We start from the raw sequence: 17,259 nt of genomic DNA on the forward strand, positions 1-17,259 counted from the left end.
GTGAGATGATCAAGCACAATCCGCCTTCTCCGGAACCTTTGCATCGCACCATCGCCCGGTTCGGTGACGTCACCGTGCTGGTGGTGGGCGATTTCATCCTCGACCGCTTCATCAACGGTGTGATCGAGCGCATCTCGCCGGAAGCTCCGATCCCCGTGCTGCATGGACGGGGCGAGACGCTCAACATGGGCGGCGCCGGCAATGTCGTCTCCAACATCGTTTCGCTGGGCGGGGCCGCCATACCCGTGTCGGTAATCGGCGCCGACCAGGCGGGCAACAATCTGATGCGGATGCTCAGCGAGAGCGGCGTCGACACCGACGGGCTCCTGCAGCGCCAGGACCGCATGACCTCGTCGAAAAGCCGCTTCAGCGCACTCAACCAGCAGGTGCTGCGTTTCGACGAGGAGGAGATCAAGCCGCTGGCCCGCGGTGAGCGGGCTGCGCTCGTCGAGCACTTTCAGGCCGCGCTTGCGCGCGCCGACATCGTCATCCTGTCCGACTACGGCAAGGGCATCCTGCTCGACGGCGTGGCGGCCGAGCTGATCGCCATCTGCCGCGATGCCGGAAAGCCGGTGCTGGTCGACCCGAAGGGCCGCGACTATGCGCGCTATGCCGGAGCGACGGCGGTGACGCCCAATCGCAAGGAGCTTGGCGAGGCGGTCGGGCGCGCGGTCTTCGGCGACGACGAGATCGTCGCCGCGGCGCGGGACCTGATCGCCGCGCATGACTTCGACTTCATCGTCGCCACGCGCAGCGAAAAGGGCATGAGCGTCGTCACCGCCGAGGATGCCCGCCACATCTCCACGCAGGCGCGCGAGGTGTTCGACGTCTCCGGCGCCGGCGATACGGTCATCGCGACCTTCGCGCTTTCCCTCGCCGCCGGCGCCGACCGGGTGCATGCCGCCGTAATCGCCAACGCCGCCGGCGGGGTCGTGGTCGGCAAGCGCGGCACGGCGCGGCTGACGGTCGAGGAGCTCTCCGGCGCGCTGTTCCGCTCGCACGGGCCGGTTGTCCACCAGGATGCCATTCTCGACGCCAAGGCAGCGGCCAGGATGGTGGCGGCGTGGAATGAGGAGGGGCTGACCGTCGGTTTCACCAATGGCTGCTTCGACATCCTGCATGCCGGTCATGTCAGCCTGCTGCACGCCGCGCGCAGCCAGTGCGACCGGCTGGTGCTCGGCCTCAACAGCGATGCCTCGGTGCGCCGGCTCAAAGGTCCCGGACGCCCGGTCAACGACCAGCATGACCGCGCCTGCGTGTTGGCGGCGCTTGCCTCGGTGGATGCCGTCGTCGTCTTCGAGGAGGACACGCCGCTCAAGCTGATCGAGGCGCTAAAGCCCGACATCCTGGTCAAGGGCGCGGACTATACGATCGAGACCGTGGTCGGCGCCGACGTGGTGCAGAAGGCGGGCGGGCGCGTGGTGCTGGTCGACCTCGTCGCCGGCAAGAGCACGACAAGCACGATCGGCAAGCTGCGCGCCGGCGGCACGAATTGAGGGTTTCATGTCCGAACTGAACGATTATCTGGTCCGCTCCGCGGCGGCGATCTCGGCGATGGTCGAGCGCGACCTCACCGGCGAGATGGAGCGCGCGGTGAGCACGGTCGTGACGGCGCTGTCGCGGGGCAAGGCGCTGCTGATCTGCGGCAATGGCGGCTCGGCGAGCGATGCCATCCACATCGCCGGCGAACTGGTCGGCCGTTTCCTCAAGGAGCGCAAGGCCTACAATGTCATCGCGCTGCCGGCCAATGCGGCGGTGCTGACCGCCTGGGGCAACGATTATGGCTTCGACACGGTCTTCTCGCGCCAGGTCGAGGCACATGGATCGGAAGGCGCGGTGCTGCTCGCCATCTCGACCAGCGGCAATTCGCCGAGCATCCTTGCCGCCGCCGAGCAGGCGCGCGCCATGGGGATGACGGTGATCAGCCTCACCGGCGACACCGGCGGCAAGCTGAAGCCGCTGACCGACATCCTGCTCAACGTGCCGTCGACCTCGACACCGATCATCCAGCAGGGGCATCTCTGCCTCTACCATCATTTGTGCGAGGCGGTGGAAGCGCGTCTCAGCAATGGCTGACGGCGAAAGGGATTTTCCGCTCGCCGAGCCCGGCCTGTGGGTCGAGCGGATTGGATCCAGATCGTTCCCAGCCGGCCTGCCGGCGCTGTTTCTCGACCGCGACGGCACCATCAATGTCGACACCGGCTATCCCGACGATCCGGCCGCTATTGTGCTGCGCGACGGCATCGCGCCGGTCATAGAGGCCGCGAACCGGCGGGGCATCCCCGTCGTCGTCATCACCAACCAGTCCGGCATCGCGCGCGGCTATTTTGGCTGGGATGCCTTCGCCCGGGTCAATCAGCGGGTGCTCGACCTGCTTGCCGAGAAGAATGCAGCCGTCGACATGGTGCTGGCCTGCGCCTATCACGAGGCCGGTTCTGGCCCGCTGGCCGTCACCGATCATCCGATGCGCAAGCCAAATCCGGGCATGCTGCTCGAGGCAGGGCGCCGCCTCGGCCTCGATCTCGAGCGATCGCTGATCGTCGGCGACAAGCCTGCCGACATGGAAGCGGGCGAGCGCGCCAGCCTCACACGCGGCTGGCTGGTCGATGGCGAAGCCTCAACGATGGGCGGGCTTGCGGTTGCATCGTTGCGCGACGCCCGTGATCTCGACGGCCTGCTGGCCGCGATACGATCGCTCTGATCGCATATTGATTCGAACTTGGGCGCCAAACCGCTGGCTCTCCAGGGTTTTTCGGAAAAGCCGGCGCAGTTTTCCAGGAATCGCCTTCGTCAGCTCGGAAAAGCCACCAGCCCTTCGTCTTTCACGCGGCGGATGGTGAGCGCAGTGCGCACCGTGTCGACATTGGGGGCCGAAGCCAGTTCCTCGATGACGAAGGTCTGGAAGGTGCCGAGATCGCTCGCCACGCAGTGCAGCAGGAAATCGGATTCACCCGAGACCATCCAGGCATCGCGAACGATCGGCCAGCCGCGTGTGCGTTCCGCGAAAGTCTTCAGCTCGGCGTCGGCCTGATGATGCAGGCCGATAAGGCAGAAAGCGACGACATCCATGCCGAGGGCCGGTGCGTTGAGCAGCGCCCGGTAGCCGCGGATGATGCCGGCCTCTTCCAGCCGCCTGACGCGGCGCAGGCAAGGCGGCGCCGAGATGCCGACCCGGTTGGACAGCTCGACATTGGTCATGCGGCCGTCGTTCTGCAACTCGCGCAGAATCTTCCAATCGATGGCGTCGAGATCGGCTTTGAGCGGCATGACCGGCCTTCGCGCAAGAATCTTTCGCGATTTTGTAATTTGGTTTCGCGCGCGAGGCCATCCCTTCCCGATAATTTTTGCGCGTTCGAAGGGACATGGCCGGTTATGCCTTCGCTATGAAGCTTTCCGGGGACGAAGGCCAAGCTGCCTTGCTGGCTTGGCGGGCAGCACTTACATTACCGGCGACAAAACCACGGCCTCGCGCCGCAGGGGACTTTTAATGAACATCAAACACGCGCCCGTTCTCATCATCGGCTCCGGCCCGGCCGGCTACACGGCGGCAATCTATGCCGCGCGCGCCATGCTGAAGCCGATGCTCGTCGCCGGCCTGCAGCAGGGCGGCCAGTTGATGATCACCACCGACGTCGAAAACTATCCGGGCTTCGCCGATCCGATACAGGGTCCGTGGCTGATGGAGCAAATGCTCAAGCAGGCTGAGCATGTCGGCACCGAGATCGTCAACGACATCATCACCGAGGTCGACCTCAACGTGCGGCCGTTCCGCGCCACCGGCGATTCCGGCACCGTCTATACCGCGGACGCATTGATCATCGCCACCGGCGCGCAGGCCAAGTGGCTGGGCATTCCGTCGGAGCAGACCTTCATGGGCTTCGGCGTTTCGGCCTGCGCCACCTGCGACGGCTTCTTCTATCGCGGCAAGGATGTCGCGGTGGTCGGCGGCGGCAATTCGGCGGTCGAGGAAGCGCTCTATCTCGCCAACCTCGCCAGGAGCGTCACCGTCATTCACCGGCGCGGCGATTTCCGCGCCGAGCGCATCCTGCGCGAGCGGCTGTTCCAGAAGGACAATGTCCGCGTCATCTGGGATACGGTCGTCGACGAGATCACCGGGCAGCCGGGCAAGGCGCCGCTGCCGCCTTCGGTCGAGGGCTTGAAGCTGCGCAATGTGATGACCGGAGAAATATCGCGGCTGCCGGTCGACGGCGTCTTCGTCGCGATCGGTCATGCGCCGGCGGTCGAGCTTTTCGTCGGCAAGCTCAAGCAGAAGCCGAACGGCTATCTATGGACGGCGCCTGACTCGACCCGCACCGACGTCCCCGGCGTGTTTGCCGCCGGCGATGTCACCGACGATGTCTACCGCCAGGCGGTGACGGCGGCAGGGCTCGGCTGCATGGCCGCGCTCGAAGCGGAGAAATATCTGGCGGGGATCGAGGTTCACCGGGAAGCGGCGGAATAATCGATCGGCTGAAAAAAGCCGTTTAAAAGCCTGATTTTTCATTCAGACGCCAAAGGCAACACGAGGGGAATCATGGCGCTGGACTGGGACAAGCTACGCGTGTTTCACGCTGCGGCGGAGGCTGGGTCGTTCACCCATGCCGCCGAGACACTGCATCTTTCGCAATCGGCGATCTCGCGGCAGGTCAGCGCGCTCGAGCATGACGTTGGTGTGGCGCTGTTTCACCGCCACGCGCGCGGCCTCGTGCTGACCGAGCAGGGCGAGATGCTGTTCCGCACGGCGCATGACGTGCTGATGAAGCTGGAGACGATCAAGTCGCGGCTGACCGAGACCAAGGATCGGCCGTCCGGCGTGCTGAGGGTGACGACCACGGTAGGCCTGGGCGCGGGCTGGCTGACTGAGCGGGTGCAGGAATTCATCGAGCTCTATCCAGAGATCAGCCTGCAGCTCATCCTCGCCAATGAGGAGCTCGACCTGACCATGCGCCAGGCCGACTGCGCCATTCGGCTCAGGCAGCCACAGCAGCCGGACCTCATCCAGCGCCGGCTGTTCACCGTGCATTTCCATCTCTACGCGGCGCCTTCCTATGTCGCGAAGTTCGGCAAGCCGGCCTCGATCGCCGAGCTCAGGAACCACAGGATCGTCACCTTCGGCGTGCCGGTGCCCGCGCATCTGTCGGAACTGAACTGGCTGGAGACGGTCGGCGATTTCGAGGGTGGCCAAAGAGTGCCGACGCTGCAGATCAACGACATCCTGTCGATCAAGCGCGCGGTGCAGGGCGGCGCCGGCATCGCCATGCTGCCCGATTACGTCATCAGCAAGGACTCGAACCTGGTCCAGTTGCTGCCCGAGACCGAGGTGCCATCCTTCGACACCTATTTCGCCTATCCGGACGCGATGAAGAACCAGGCGAAGCTGCATGTGTTTCGCGATTTCATCATCGCGAAGGCGCGTAGCTGGTCATTCTGAGACAGCCTGAGACGCCACCGGACGTAAACTGCTACCCGCGCCAAGGCGTGATGCGCGGCAGCCAGCCGGGCACGGCGCGGCGGTAGGTTTCGTACTCGGCGCCATAGCGCCGGGCGAGCGTCGGCTCCTCGTAGACCTTGACGAAGGAGATCATCGCCGCCGCGGCGATGAGGCCGTAGACCAGCACCGCCCAGCTCGAAAAGATGAGCACCTGGCCAAGGATGATCGACAGCACTGCGACATACATGGGGTTGCGCACGTGGCGATAGATGCCGCCGACGACCAGTTTCTCGGTCGGCGCGACCGGGGCCGGCGTGCCCAGGCCCTCCAGGGCGAAACGGGCGAAGGCGTGAAGCAGGACCCCGGCCGCCCCGATCACCAGAATCCAGCCCAGGGGCACGAAACCCGGCACCGTGGACCACGGCACACGATAATGATCGGTCAAAAGCCAGGGCATCAGCCCTGCGACCATGCCGGGTGCCGCGACCAGGAACAGCGCGCTGCCGGCGACTGCCGAAAACGTCCGCATCAGGTCCTCCTGCCGCAAAAATGAACGCGGCCTGCCCGAATCCGTATCATTTCGGATTTCACGTATTTCCGGACAGAATCGGCAGCGATTTGCATATCAGCGATCGCTTTCGGTCCGGAAAGGCCCAGGATTCGGCGATTTTTGCTGGTCCTATCGGTTCCCGGAATAGGTTGGACCACAGCCTGCGTCTTTTTGCATGCGTGTGTTGCAAAATAGATGCTTGTTTCTTGGGCATGATGAGCACATATATAGTTCATCTCCAGGGCGCGTTCTCCTCCCATTAGCGCCCTCGAGTGTTCCCCTCTGGAGGTTAGCCCTAATCGGCACTTCCAATCAAACTCAGCCGGATCTTTATTGATCCGGCTTTTTTGTTGCGCCGAGGTCACGCCGACACCGGAAATGTGTGCGCCGGGACCACGTAACAGTGACATGTAACATCGGGTAACATGTCGCAGACGCACTCTATCGATTAAGTAGATCATAGGACGCGGTTGGTCGGTCCGGGAGATGGGGGCATCACTCGGGCAGGCCGGGCTCAGGCAGCTACCGCGTCCGAACCATTTTTCCTGATGCGGCGGACCTGCCGTTGCCTCCCAGGAAGACGGTCCGCAATAAGAACGGCGTCCGGACGATCCGGGCGCCGTTTTCATATCATCAGCGAGATCAGTCAGGCGGCCTTGCCGTTGGCGTTCATCGCCTCGTCGGCCAGGCGGCCGGTCAACTCGGCCATATGGTCGAAGGCCGCCTTGTAGCTGGCGACGCCGGCCGTCGCCGAGCGCAACTCGATGATCAGGTCGCCGATCTCGGCCTGGGGCATGGTCGCCTCGACCACGTCCCAGCCGGGCCAGTCCGGCCGTGCGTCATAGCCAAGGATCTGGCCGCGCCGCTGCGGGATCAGCGCGATGATCTTCGAGGTCGCGTCGGAAGGCGTCACGATCTCGACCTTCATGATCGGCTCCAGCAGAACCGGCGAACAGGCCGCCATGCCTTCCTTCATCGCCAGCTTCGCCGCCATCTGGAAGGCCATATCGGAGGAATCGACCGCATGGTAGGAACCGTCGGACAGGTTGACGGCGACATCGACCACGGGGAAGCCGAGCGGACCCGTCTTCAGATAATCGCGAATGCCCGTCTCCACCGACTGGATGTAGGTCTTGGGCACGACGCCACCCGTGATGGTGTCGGTAAACTGGAAGCCCGAGCCGCGCGGCAGTGGCTTGATCTCGATCACGACGTCGCCGAACTGACCATGGCCGCCGGACTGCTTCTTGTGGCGGCCGCGCTGCTGGGCGGATTTACGGATCGTTTCGCGATAAGGCACCGCCGGCGAGTGACCTTCGATCGGGATCTGGTTCTTGCCCTCCAGGCGCTCGCGCACCACGCGCAAGTGCATTTCGCCATGCCCCGACAACACGGTCTCCGCGGAGTCCTGGTTGTGGTGCAGGCTGAGCGAAGGGTCCTCCTCGGCAAGCCTCTGGATTGCCGCCGACATCTTGACCTCGTCCTTGCGCTCCTTGGGGCGCAGCGCGAAGGCAAAGACCGGCTGTGGCGCTTCCAGCGTGACGAGAGGCTTGATGCCGCTCTTGGCGGAACTCAGCGTCTGGCCGGTCCTGACGTTATCGAGCTTGCCGAGCGCGACAGTGTCGCCGGCCCTGGCCGATGACAGCTTCAACTGGTCCTTGCCCAACATCTTGTAGATGCCGGAGACCTTCGTCGCGTCGCCGTTGGAGAGGAAGAGCTCGGCCGCATCTGCCAATTGCCCCGAAAGCACGCGCGACACGGACAGCTTGCCGCCATGCGCGGTGTGGATGGTCTTCATCACCTGCACGACCGTCTGGCTGCCGTCCGGCGCGCCCAAGCGCTTGCGGGTCGCCTCGATATCGGGCGCATCGTGGCGGATCGTCTTCAACAGGCGCAGCACGCCATTGCCTTTCTCCGCCGTGCCGATCAGCACCGGCGTTACCGTGCCGGCACGAAGGTCGGCGGCGAGGTCATCGAAAATCGCGTCCTTCGGCGGCTCGATCTCCTCCAGCAACTGTTCCATCAGTTGGTCGTCATGGTCCGCCAGCGTCTCCAGCATCGAGAAGCGGGCCTCGAGCTCGCGCGCCTTGTCGTCGTCCGGAATCTCGGCGATCTGGCTCTCGGCATATTCGCGGTAGACATAGGCGCGCTCGAGCGCCAGATCGATCGAGCCGATGACGACGCCGTCCTTGCGCAGCGGAATCTGGCGAAGCAGCAGCGGCACCGAGCTCGCCGGCTGCAGCATCTTAAGCGTCTCGCGCACACCGGCGATCGCCTTGTCCACCTTGTTGAGGAACAGGATGCGCGGCACGCCGAGATCGTCGAGCTTGCGCATGATGAGCTGGAGCGCGGGTATCTTCTTTTCGTCCGCTTCGGCAACGACGACTGCGACATCGCAGGCTGCAAGCACCGGCTCGGCCTCGAAGGCGAATTCGATGGAGCCGGGGCAATCGACGAAGGTGAACTGCTCGCCCATGAATTCCGTGGTGGCAAAGGTGGCCTCGACGCTCATGGCGTGGGCGCGGGCTTCTGGCGAATGATCGGAAACTGTGTTGCCCGATGAAACGGGATTCTGGCGGGGGATGGCGCCCGTGCGGGCTAGGATTGCTTCGAGAAGTGTCGTCTTACCGCTTGCGAAGGGACCGACTATGGCAATGCATTTCGGTCCCGTGCGTCGTCCTCCGGCGCGAGTACCCATGGCTGACCTCCACTCAGGCGTTTCCCTGGGAGCGGCGGCCGGCCTGTTCGGCCGTCGCGGGCGGGGTTGTTGCTCACCACCTGCCCAAGGCCATCGTCACACGGGTTCGCGGAGAGGGCAAGAAAAATAGGAAATGCGCCGGCTTTGGTTTTGTCAGGCGTCCAGTTTGTCAGGCGCTGAGCGCGAGCGGCTCGCCATCGGTGGCGCACAGCACGCTCGTCTTGTCGCGCGGCGCCGGCTTGCCGAAGAAATAGCCCTGGAAGCGGCTGCAGCCAGCGGTGCGGGCAAGGGTGAACTCCTCCGACGATTCGACGCCCTCGGCGACGATGGTGATGTCCTGGATGCGCGCGATCTGAGCCAGAGCGGAAACGAAGATCTGCGCCACCTGGTCGTGGGCGAGGCTGCGGATGTAGGAACGGTCGATCTTGACGCTGTCGATCGGGAGCGTCTTCAGATAGTTGAAGCCGCAATGGCCGGTGCCGAAGTCGTCGAGCGCGATATGGAAGCCAAGCCCGCGCAATGCTTCGAGGCGCCTGAGGATTTCCGGCGTGGCGGCCATTGCGACCGTCTCGGTGATCTCGATGATGAACTCGGACGCCGATCTGCCGGTCTCGCGCAGAATGCGCTCGCACATCGTCACGATCTCGTCGCGCTTCAACTGCTCGCCGGAGACGTTGATCGAGATACGCCGCCCCTGAAAGTGGCCGATGTCGGCGCAGGCGCGCTTGAACACCCATTCGCCAATCATGTCGATCAAGGTCGAGCGCTCGGCGATCGGGATGAACTCGGCAGGCGAGATCAGGCCGCGGACGGGATGGCGCCAGCGGATCAAGCCCTCGAGCGCGTCGATGGAGCCCTCGGTGCCTACGATCGGCTGATAGTGGAGCTCCAGCTCGCCAAGATAGACGGCGGCGCGCAATTCACGCTCCACGAGACGGCGATAGCGCTTGTCCGACAGCATCTCCTCGTCGAAGACGGTTACGCGGCCCCGGCCTGCCGCCTTGCTTTCGTAGAGCGCGAGGTCGGCAAGCAACATCAACTCGGTGGGATTGGAAGCGTGCAGCGGCGCAAGCGCGACCCCCAACGAGATCGATAGTGGAATGATCTTGCCTTCATGCCGCTTTCCGGCCCGCATCGCGTCGAGCAGCCGGCGCGCATCCTTGTTGAGGGCAGCCGCGTCACCATGCGGGACGATGATGCCGAACTCGTCACCGCCCAGCCGTCCGATGATGCCGTCGGCAAAGATGCGCTCCGCCTCCTTGACCAGATAAGCAAGGGCAAGGTCGCCGAACTGGTGGCCAAAGGTGTCGTTGAGCTGCTTGAAATGATCGAGGTCGATCAAAAGCAGGCTTGCTTGCCGCCGGTTGCGCAAGCTGCCCAGCCTGTCGCTCAATGCTTCGAGGAAATAGCGGCGGGTCATGGCGCCGGTCATTGCGTCGACGCTGAGAAAACGGTGCTTCTCGGCTTCAGCGTCCGCCGCCGACCGCAAGCGCTGGACGACGCTCGAGCGCATATACATCAGCACCAGGAGCGCAAGGCCGGTCGATGCGACCGACACGGCGAGAGCCGCGGTGCGCGAGGCATCTTCGGTCAGGCCAAAGGTGGCAATCGCCGTGGCGGCGATGCTCGCCAAGAGCAGCGCCTGAATACCGCGGTAAATCCTGCCGCTATGATCCTTGATTGTCGCCAAGATGCTCATGTCCGCGCCCCCACAGCACGGGCCATGGCTAGAGCCGAGCGGTTAAAAAGACATTGAGCGCGACGACTGTCTTGCTCCGTTCTCCGATGCTCGGCTGATCGCCTAATTTTATGGTTAAAAAGCAACAATTTATGACGGTATTTTAAACAGCTAACAAAAAAGATTTGACGCAACCCCAAAGCTGCTTCGACACCCGTCGCCGTCTGCACCCGGAAGCGCCGGTTGCACTAGCCTCACAGCCGGTTGAAACTACATCCTGGGATGCGCCGCTTGCGGCTTCATGTTTCGTCAACGATTGAGGATTTGAACGATGAAGATCATTGCGTGCGGCAGCGTGCCGACGATCATCGCGCCGGAGAAGTATTTCACCGGCAAGGTGCTGCAGACGCCGATCATCGAGAAGGAGGCGCCGGCGCGGCTGAGGGCGACGCTGGTCAGTTTCGAACCGGGCGCCCGCACCCATTGGCACATGCACCCGCTCGGCCAGACGCTCTACGTCACGGCAGGGGCCGGGCTTGCGCAGACATGGGGCGGGCCGGTCGAGGTGATCAGAGCGGGCGACGTCATATCCTTCGCGCCCGGCGAAAAGCACTGGCACGGCGCCGGACCAAAAACCACCATGACGCATGTCGCCATGCAAGAGGCGCTGGACGGCAGCCACGCCGATTGGCTTGAGGCGGTCTCCGACGAGCAGTATGGCGGCTGAGAAGCCCAACAAAAAACCCGGCTTGATGAAGCCGGGTTTTCTCATTGGCTGGCCGGGTCGCCGATCAGGTCAGCGATGCGGTGAAGCGCTGGATGCGGGTGCAGGCCTCCTCCAGCAGCGCATCCGACGTTGCGTAGGAGATGCGGAAGTTCGGGCCGAGGCCGAAGGCCGAGCCGAACACCACCGCGACACCCTCGGCGTCGAGCAGCTCCGAGCAGAAGGCTTCGTCGCTATCGATGACCTTGCCGCTCTTCGTCTTCTTGCCTATCAGCGCAGCGCAGGACGGATAGACGTAGAAGGCGCCTTCCGGCGACGGGCAAGAGATGCCGCGCGCCTGGTTGAGCATCGAGACGACGAGATCGCGCCGCCCCTGGAAGATCGCCTTGTTCTTCGCGATGAAATCCTGCGGGCCGTTGAGCGCCTCGACGGAAGCCCATTGCGCGATGGTGCAGGCGCCGGAAGTCTGCTGGCCCTGGATCATGTCCATCGCCTTGATCAGCGGTACCGGGCCGGCGGCGTAGCCGATACGCCAGCCGGTCATGGCATAGGCTTTCGACACCCCGTTCATGGTCAGCGTGCGCTCGTAGAGGTTCGGCTCGACCTCGGCGATGGTCTTGAAGACGAAGTCGCCATAGGTCAGGTGCTCGTACATGTCGTCGGTCAGCGTCCATACATGCGGATGCCTGAGCAGCACGTCGGCCAGCGCGCGTAGCTCGGCCTCGGTGTAGGCTGCGCCCGACGGGTTGGATGGCGAGTTCATCAGCAGCCACTTGGTCTTCGGCGTGATGGCCTTTTCGAGCACTTCCGGCGTCAGCTTGAAGCCGTTGTCGATCGAGGTGTCGGCGAAGACGGAGGTGCCGCCGCAGATCGCCACCATTTCCGGATAGCTCACCCAATAGGGACGGGGGATGATGACCTCGTCGCCGGGGTTCAGCGTCGCCATGAAGGCGTTGAACAGGATCTGCTTGCCGCCGGTGCCGACGATGGTCTGCTCGGGCCGGTAGTCGAGATTGTTCTCGCGCTTGAACTTTTTCGCGATCGCCTCGCGCAGCGGCGCGATGCCGGAGACCGGCGGATATTTGGTCTCGCCGCGGCGGATCGCGTCGATCGCCGCGTTCTTGATGTTGTCTGGTGTGTCGAAGTCAGGCTCGCCGGCGCCGAGGCCGATGACGTCACGGCCGGCGTTTTTCAGCTCGCGCGCTTTCTGCGTCACCGCGATGGTCGCGGAAGGCTTCACGCGGGAAAGGGCGTCGGCAAGAAAGGCCATGACTAAGCGTCTCCAAGAGAGGGGCGCGGCCAGGAGCGGCCGCGGCGCCTCTCATGTCGCATCGCAGGCTCCAGCGCAAGCATTGTCGGATGATCCACAAGTCAAGGTGGCGTGAGCGGCGGCAATTATAAATTCATCAACGACCGGTAAACCCTTGGCTGGCAGGATGGCTGATTGAATTCCGCCGCGCTGGCGGAGCGAGGGACCTTTGTCGCGCAGCATCGGGCTTGCCCATATCATCCGTCATGACGACGGCACCTCCAGCGGTGTCTGGGGCATCTACACGCTGCAGAGCGCCTTCCAGCCGATCTTCGCCTTCAACGGAGGCAAGCTTTCGGTCGCCGCCTTCGAGGGGCTGATCCGGCCGTTCCGCGATGGCGAGCCGCAATCGCCGGTGAGCTTCTTCGGTACCTGCCCGGCGGCCGACCGGCTGCATATCGAGGCGCTGACAAGGACGCTGCATCTGCTCAACGCCGGCGCGTGCCTGCCGGAAGAGGCATCCATCTTCATCAATTTCGATCCGTCGGTGTTCACCGACCGCGCCATTGTCGACAAGGCGCTGCGCGACATGCGCCTGGTGCTGCACGAGGCCGGCATCGACCCGCGCCGCATCGTCTGCGAGGTGACCGAGCAGAAGTCGGCCTCGCAGGAAACGCTCTACAGCTTTGTCGAAGCGCTGCGAGCCAACGGCTTCCGCATCGCCGTCGACGACTATGGCGCCGACGATTCCGACATCAACCGCGTCAAGGAATTGCGGCCGGACATCGTCAAGTTCGACGCCCACTGGATCACCCAGCTCATGGAGTCCGGGGCAGGATTCGCGCTGCTGACCGCGATGGTGAAGAGCTTCGAAAGCCAGGGCATCCGCACGGTCTTCGAAGGCATCGAGGAAGGCTGGCAGCTGGAGCTCGCCGAGAAGTCCGGAGCCTCGATGGTGCAAGGCTATGTGCTCGCCAGGCCGGAGTTGGCGTCCACCAATTTTCGCGTCTTCGGCAAGAGTGCGCAGGCGCCCGCGACCGAGGAGGGCAAAGCCGCTGCCGCCAGGCCCGCTTCGGTGGCGCCAGCGCGCCCGACTAAGGCGTTTGGACGCAAGGTGACGCCATGATCGTGCGGCCCGAGAGGCGGCGCCCAGAAAGGCGGCGCAATGTCGCCGAGGCGATCTTCGCCGACGAGATCGGCCTCCAGTTCGGCGTCTATGGCGAGTTCCGGCTGTGGAGCGCCTATCAGCCGATCTTCGCGCCGCGGGGCAGTACGCTCAAACCTGTCGCCGTCGAAGCGCTGATCGAGCCGCGCCGCGTCGCAACCCCCGTTGCGCCGCAAGTTTTCTTCGACAGCGTCGCGGCATCGGACCGGCTGTTCGTCGAGACGATGTGCCGGATGCTGCATCTGGGCAACTACCGCAACATCGGCGTCGACGGGCTTGCCCTGTTCTTCAACTATGACCCGATGATCAACGATCACCTCGGGCGGGCACTGGCCGAGATCCGCCTTATGACCAGGCATCTCGGCGATTTCGGCCTCGAGCCGACCAAGCTCGTCTGCGAGATCACCGAACAGGCGGCCGACGATCAGGTGCTCGCCAGCCTCATGCGCGAGATGAGGCGTGACGGCATCCGCATCGCCGTCGACGATTTCGGCACCGGACATTCGACCGAAGCGCGCATCGGCCTTCTGTCGCCCGACATCGTCAAGATCGACGGCGGCTGGTTCGCGGAGCTCTGCCGTCATGCCGCAGCCGAACGGTTCTTCCGGCCGCTGGTCTCGATGCTGCACGACCGCGGCGCCAAGGTGCTGGTCGAAGGCATCGAGCAGGCCACGCATCTGCGCGTCGCGCTCGACGGCGGCGTCGACCTTCTGCAGGGATATCACCTTGCCCGCCCGGCGCTCGCCGGCACGATCTTCAACGACGAGCCGCTGTCGGTCGATGCGCTGCTCGGCATCGACAACAAGGTCGTGCAATTGCATCAGCGCCGCTGATGCTTTCCCCTAAAAACAAATCACTGGATGAAACGCGCGCGGGCGGGTTAGAGGCTTCTCGACATTCGACGCGCGAAGCGAGGGGCCATGATCCTTTATGACATGATCGACAGCGGCAATTGCTACAAGCCGCGTCTGTTGATGGCAAAGCTCGGCATTCCCTTCACCCGCATCGAGGTGAGCTCGCATACCGGCGAGACGCGCAAGGCCGACTATGTCGCCAAGAACCCGAACGCGATGGTGCCGCTGCTCGAGCTCGACGACGGCCGGCGTATCGCCGAATCCAACGCCATCCTGCTCTATCTCGCCGAAGGCACACGCTTCCTGCCGGCCGACAGATACGAGCGGGCGCTGGCCTATCAGTGGCTGTTCTTCGAGCAGTACAGCCACGAGCCCTATATCGCGGTGCGCAAGGCGCTGCTCACCTTCCCGGAAAGGGCGAAGGACGCGACGCCGGAAAGGCTGGCGCAAACGTTGGAGCGCGGCAACAAGGCGCTCGGCGTGATGAACAAGCACCTGGAGCAGAACGCCTTCTTCGCCGGCAGCGCCTACAGCGTCGCCGATATCGCGCTCTATGCCTACACCCACACCGCCGAGAAGGGCGGCTTCCAGCTCGACGCCTATCCGGCAGTGGTGGAGTGGCTGACGCGCGTCGAGGCGGACAAGGGGCACGTGCCGATCGAGTGGGTGCCTTAGTTCAACCCTCGTGTGGGGTGCTATTTGATAAGGCGATCATATTCGGCGTGAGTGCCGATCCAGATCCAATGATAGCCGTCGGTACTTTCTAGAGCCAAGGCGCGATAGTTGTCGTCTATTCTCGCTGACCAGAGTTCGCCTACCTTTTTGAAATGAAGCGATGGATGCCGCGGGTTGCTCTTCATCAACGTGAAGCTCTTGTCGGCCACACGGCGAACGGCTTTTGGCAAGGAGTTATATTTCGTCCAAAAACTGGCCGTAGCGCGGTGCCTCACAGGTCGCGCAGCTTACCGGCGGCTATCTCGGCACGAGCCTCGGCCACCAATTTGTCCAGCCGGCCCGCCTTTGCGTCGGCTTCGATCTGCTTGTCCCACAAGTCGGCCTGAAGCGCCTCGAACCATGCGGCAAATGCCTTCAGTTCTTCGGGGTTCAGTTCGGCGACGGACTTTTCAATCTGTTCGAGCTTGGTCATGGCCAGCAAATAACATAGTTGGGCCAACGAGGCCAATGGCGGCGATATAGCCAACAAAAAAGGCGGGACAATGCCCGCCTTCCTATGCCGGTAGCCTGATCGGGAGCGTTAGGCCGGGCCGGCAGCAATCTGCTGCTTCGGCTTGTCGGGTCCTTCCGCTCCGGCGCGCTTATCGCGCGACCGTCAGTACATCCGTGACTTGCCGCGCGCCCCGAACCTTCGTTCGGCGCGCGCCATCGCAAAAATCAGGCTGCCTTGCTCAGAGATCCAGCAGCGGACTTGCCGGTGCGGCGGTCCTGCTCGATCTCGAAGTTGATCTTCTGGCCCTCAACGAGGGTGGTCATGCCAGCGCGCTCGACGGCGGAGATGTGGACGAAAACGTCCGCGCCGCCATTGTCAGGCTGGATGAAGCCGTAGCCCTTGGTGGCGTTGAACCACTTGACTGTACCAGTTGCCATGTAAAATGCCCTTCGCATTTGCTTCGTTTGACCGGGCCAAAAACCCGGCCGGTGGTATCGAAATTTTGGAGACGTCAGCAAACGCGAAGATCGCGAGGCCCGATCGATCGGCCAAATTCAATGTGCCGCATATAGTATGGTTCGGGAACGAAAACAAGATGGAGTTGCCGGCACGCACCGAGATAGCGTGCGATGGGCGCTCCAATCGCGTGGAAGCTTGAGGCCAGGCGTGCGTTGTTGAGGGAAGACACGTTCGCTGTTGTAGGAGAGGATCATGAGGAGAATTCTGCTTGCCGCCTGCCTGATGCTGGTGGCCGCCGAGGCACAGGCTGCCGCGCGCTACGACCCGACGCGCATGAGCTGCGATCGCGTGCAGGCGACGATCGCCAGGCAGGGCGCCGTCATCCTGCGCTACCAGTCGACGCGCGTGCCGGGGCTGCCGCTCTATGACCGCTATATCCGGGACGAGCGCTTCTGCAACATGGGCGAGGTGAGGGCGCGGGCCTATGTGCCCAGCGCCGACACCAGGTCCTGCCCGGTCTATGTGTGCAAGCGGCCGGACTTCGACCGGCATTTCCGCCGGCGGCTCTTTCCTCATCGCTAGGGCTTGGCGCCCGGCAACTTTTCAGAACCCGAACGAAGCCTGCGCGGCCGGCGGCGGACCGACGCGCACGCCTTCCATGGCCAGCATCTTCTCCTTGGTGGCGGAGCCGCCAGGCGCAGAGAAGCCGCCGATCTTGCCGCCCGCGGCAAGGATGCGGTGGCAGGGAATGACCAGCGGCACCGGATTGGCGCCGAGGGCGGCACCGGTTTCGCGCGCGAGGCCGGAATGGCCGGCGCGCTTGGCCAGTTCGCCATAGGTGGTGGTCTCGCCGAAGCCGAGCTTGCGCGCGGCGTCATAGATGGCGAGGCGGAAATCGTCGACGCCGTCGAGATCGACCGGCACGCCGGAGAAATCGACATCCTCCCCGGCTGTATAGGCCTTGATCGAAGCGATCAATTCGACCACCCATTTCGGCTGCTCGGTGGCTCTCGAAACACCGGCATTGCGAAACAGCCGGCGCTCGACCGCTTCGCGGCTGCGTTCGGGCAGGCAGAGCCGGATCAGGCCCTTTTCGCTCCAGGCAATGCCCATGAAGCCGATCACTGTTTCTAACACTGCGTGGCCGGCCGTGATCGGTGATGCGTTTTCCATGGTGCGCTCCTTTCCGCAAACTGCGAAAAACAGGTACATCTCCAGTACAGATAGGGAACAATATCGCAGTTTGCTCCGAGTCTCGCCACCCGAAACCTGCATATTGGCCC

General features: G+C 63.6%; 18 protein-coding genes. 10 read left to right on the top strand and 8 right to left on the bottom strand.

Going from position 1 to position 17,259, the window contains the following annotated elements; all coding sequences use genetic code 11:
• The first annotated feature begins 5 nt into the window (after nucleotides 1-5).
• Genes rfaE1 through QAZ47_RS13365 form a run of 3 tightly spaced genes read left to right on the top strand, consistent with a single transcriptional unit; the run spans nucleotide 6 to nucleotide 2,701 of the window.
• A complete protein-coding gene (gene rfaE1, locus QAZ47_RS13355; protein ID WP_278233557.1) occupies nucleotides 6-1,496 on the top strand; it encodes a D-glycero-beta-D-manno-heptose-7-phosphate kinase in 1,491 nt (496 codons plus the stop codon).
• A gap of 7 nt (nucleotides 1,497-1,503) precedes the next feature.
• Nucleotides 1,504-2,076 carry an SIS domain-containing protein gene (locus QAZ47_RS13360; protein WP_278233558.1) on the top strand — a complete coding sequence of 191 codons (573 nt, stop codon included), beginning with the start codon at nucleotides 1,504-1,506 and terminating at the stop codon, nucleotides 2,074-2,076.
• Entirely contained in the window at nucleotides 2,069-2,701 is a 633-nt protein-coding gene (locus QAZ47_RS13365) for an HAD family hydrolase (RefSeq protein ID WP_278233559.1), read from the top strand. Before QAZ47_RS13360 ends, QAZ47_RS13365 begins: the two co-directional genes overlap by 8 nt.
• Nucleotides 2,702-2,790: 89 nt before the next feature.
• On the opposite strand, the gene QAZ47_RS13370 is transcribed toward QAZ47_RS13365, so the two are convergent.
• Nucleotides 2,791-3,267: an Lrp/AsnC family transcriptional regulator gene (locus QAZ47_RS13370; RefSeq protein ID WP_278207224.1), complete on the bottom strand. Its 477-nt coding sequence runs from the start codon at nucleotides 3,265-3,267 to the stop codon at nucleotides 2,791-2,793.
• 220 nt (nucleotides 3,268-3,487) lie between these two features.
• Here QAZ47_RS13370 and trxB point away from each other — a divergent pair, with 220 nt between their 5' ends.
• Nucleotides 3,488-4,462 (top strand): thioredoxin-disulfide reductase, encoded by a 975-nt coding sequence (trxB, locus tag QAZ47_RS13375; protein ID WP_278233560.1) that lies wholly within the window; start codon nucleotides 3,488-3,490, stop codon nucleotides 4,460-4,462.
• A 72-nt stretch (nucleotides 4,463-4,534) separates the two neighbouring features.
• On the top strand, nucleotides 4,535-5,431 hold the full coding sequence (locus QAZ47_RS13380; RefSeq protein ID WP_278074890.1) for a LysR family transcriptional regulator: 897 nt from the start codon (nucleotides 4,535-4,537) through the stop codon (nucleotides 5,429-5,431).
• 31 nt (nucleotides 5,432-5,462) lie between these two features.
• Here the strand turns inward: QAZ47_RS13380 and QAZ47_RS13385 are convergent, their stop codons facing one another.
• From QAZ47_RS13385 to QAZ47_RS13395, 3 genes are all read right to left on the bottom strand, one after another.
• On the bottom strand, nucleotides 5,463-5,960 hold the full coding sequence (locus tag QAZ47_RS13385; protein WP_278233561.1) for an isoprenylcysteine carboxylmethyltransferase family protein: 498 nt from the start codon (nucleotides 5,958-5,960) through the stop codon (nucleotides 5,463-5,465).
• Nucleotides 5,961-6,627: 667 nt separating this feature from the next.
• Nucleotides 6,628-8,679, bottom strand: a complete 2,052-nt coding sequence (locus tag QAZ47_RS13390) for an elongation factor G (protein ID WP_278233562.1) — start codon at nucleotides 8,677-8,679, stop codon at nucleotides 6,628-6,630.
• A gap of 169 nt (nucleotides 8,680-8,848) precedes the next feature.
• Entirely contained in the window at nucleotides 8,849-10,378 is a 1,530-nt protein-coding gene (locus QAZ47_RS13395; RefSeq protein ID WP_278233563.1) for an EAL domain-containing protein, read from the bottom strand.
• A gap of 310 nt (nucleotides 10,379-10,688) precedes the next feature.
• Here QAZ47_RS13395 and QAZ47_RS13400 point away from each other — a divergent pair, with 310 nt between their 5' ends.
• On the top strand, nucleotides 10,689-11,084 hold the full coding sequence (locus QAZ47_RS13400) for a cupin domain-containing protein (protein WP_278233564.1): 396 nt from the start codon (nucleotides 10,689-10,691) through the stop codon (nucleotides 11,082-11,084).
• Between the two features lie 64 nt (nucleotides 11,085-11,148).
• Here QAZ47_RS13400 and QAZ47_RS13405 read toward each other — a convergent pair whose 3' ends face one another.
• Nucleotides 11,149-12,351: a pyridoxal phosphate-dependent aminotransferase gene (locus QAZ47_RS13405; protein ID WP_278233565.1), complete on the bottom strand. Its 1,203-nt coding sequence runs from the start codon at nucleotides 12,349-12,351 to the stop codon at nucleotides 11,149-11,151.
• A gap of 208 nt (nucleotides 12,352-12,559) precedes the next feature.
• Between QAZ47_RS13405 and QAZ47_RS13410 the strand changes: the two genes are divergently transcribed.
• The 3 genes from QAZ47_RS13410 to QAZ47_RS13420 all read left to right on the top strand — a co-directional run bounded on the left by QAZ47_RS13410 (nucleotide 12,560) and on the right by QAZ47_RS13420 (nucleotide 15,024).
• Entirely contained in the window at nucleotides 12,560-13,456 is an 897-nt protein-coding gene (locus QAZ47_RS13410) for an EAL domain-containing protein (protein WP_278233566.1), read from the top strand.
• Nucleotides 13,453-14,328, top strand: coding sequence for an EAL domain-containing protein (locus QAZ47_RS13415; RefSeq protein ID WP_278233567.1), 876 nt, complete (start codon nucleotides 13,453-13,455; stop codon nucleotides 14,326-14,328). Before QAZ47_RS13410 ends, QAZ47_RS13415 begins: the two co-directional genes overlap by 4 nt.
• Nucleotides 14,329-14,415: 87 nt before the next feature.
• Nucleotides 14,416-15,024 carry a glutathione S-transferase family protein gene (locus tag QAZ47_RS13420; protein WP_278233568.1) on the top strand — a complete coding sequence of 203 codons (609 nt, stop codon included), beginning with the start codon at nucleotides 14,416-14,418 and terminating at the stop codon, nucleotides 15,022-15,024.
• Nucleotides 15,025-15,295: 271 nt separating this feature from the next.
• Here the strand turns inward: QAZ47_RS13420 and QAZ47_RS13430 are convergent, their stop codons facing one another.
• A complete protein-coding gene (locus tag QAZ47_RS13430; RefSeq protein ID WP_278207235.1) occupies nucleotides 15,296-15,496 on the bottom strand; it encodes a hypothetical protein in 201 nt (66 codons plus the stop codon).
• A gap of 245 nt (nucleotides 15,497-15,741) precedes the next feature.
• Entirely contained in the window at nucleotides 15,742-15,954 is a 213-nt protein-coding gene (locus tag QAZ47_RS13435; protein ID WP_040970890.1) for a cold-shock protein, read from the bottom strand.
• Between the two features lie 274 nt (nucleotides 15,955-16,228).
• Between QAZ47_RS13435 and QAZ47_RS13440 the strand changes: the two genes are divergently transcribed.
• Nucleotides 16,229-16,558 (top strand): hypothetical protein, encoded by a 330-nt coding sequence (locus QAZ47_RS13440; protein ID WP_278207237.1) that lies wholly within the window; start codon nucleotides 16,229-16,231, stop codon nucleotides 16,556-16,558.
• 21 nt (nucleotides 16,559-16,579) lie between these two features.
• Here QAZ47_RS13440 and QAZ47_RS13445 read toward each other — a convergent pair whose 3' ends face one another.
• Nucleotides 16,580-17,149 (bottom strand): methylated-DNA--[protein]-cysteine S-methyltransferase, encoded by a 570-nt coding sequence (locus QAZ47_RS13445; RefSeq protein WP_278233570.1) that lies wholly within the window; start codon nucleotides 17,147-17,149, stop codon nucleotides 16,580-16,582.
• Nucleotides 17,150-17,259 lie beyond the last annotated feature (110 nt).

The sequence above is a fragment of the Mesorhizobium sp. WSM4904 genome, assembly GCF_029674545.1.
Classification (GTDB): domain Bacteria; phylum Pseudomonadota; class Alphaproteobacteria; order Rhizobiales; family Rhizobiaceae; genus Mesorhizobium.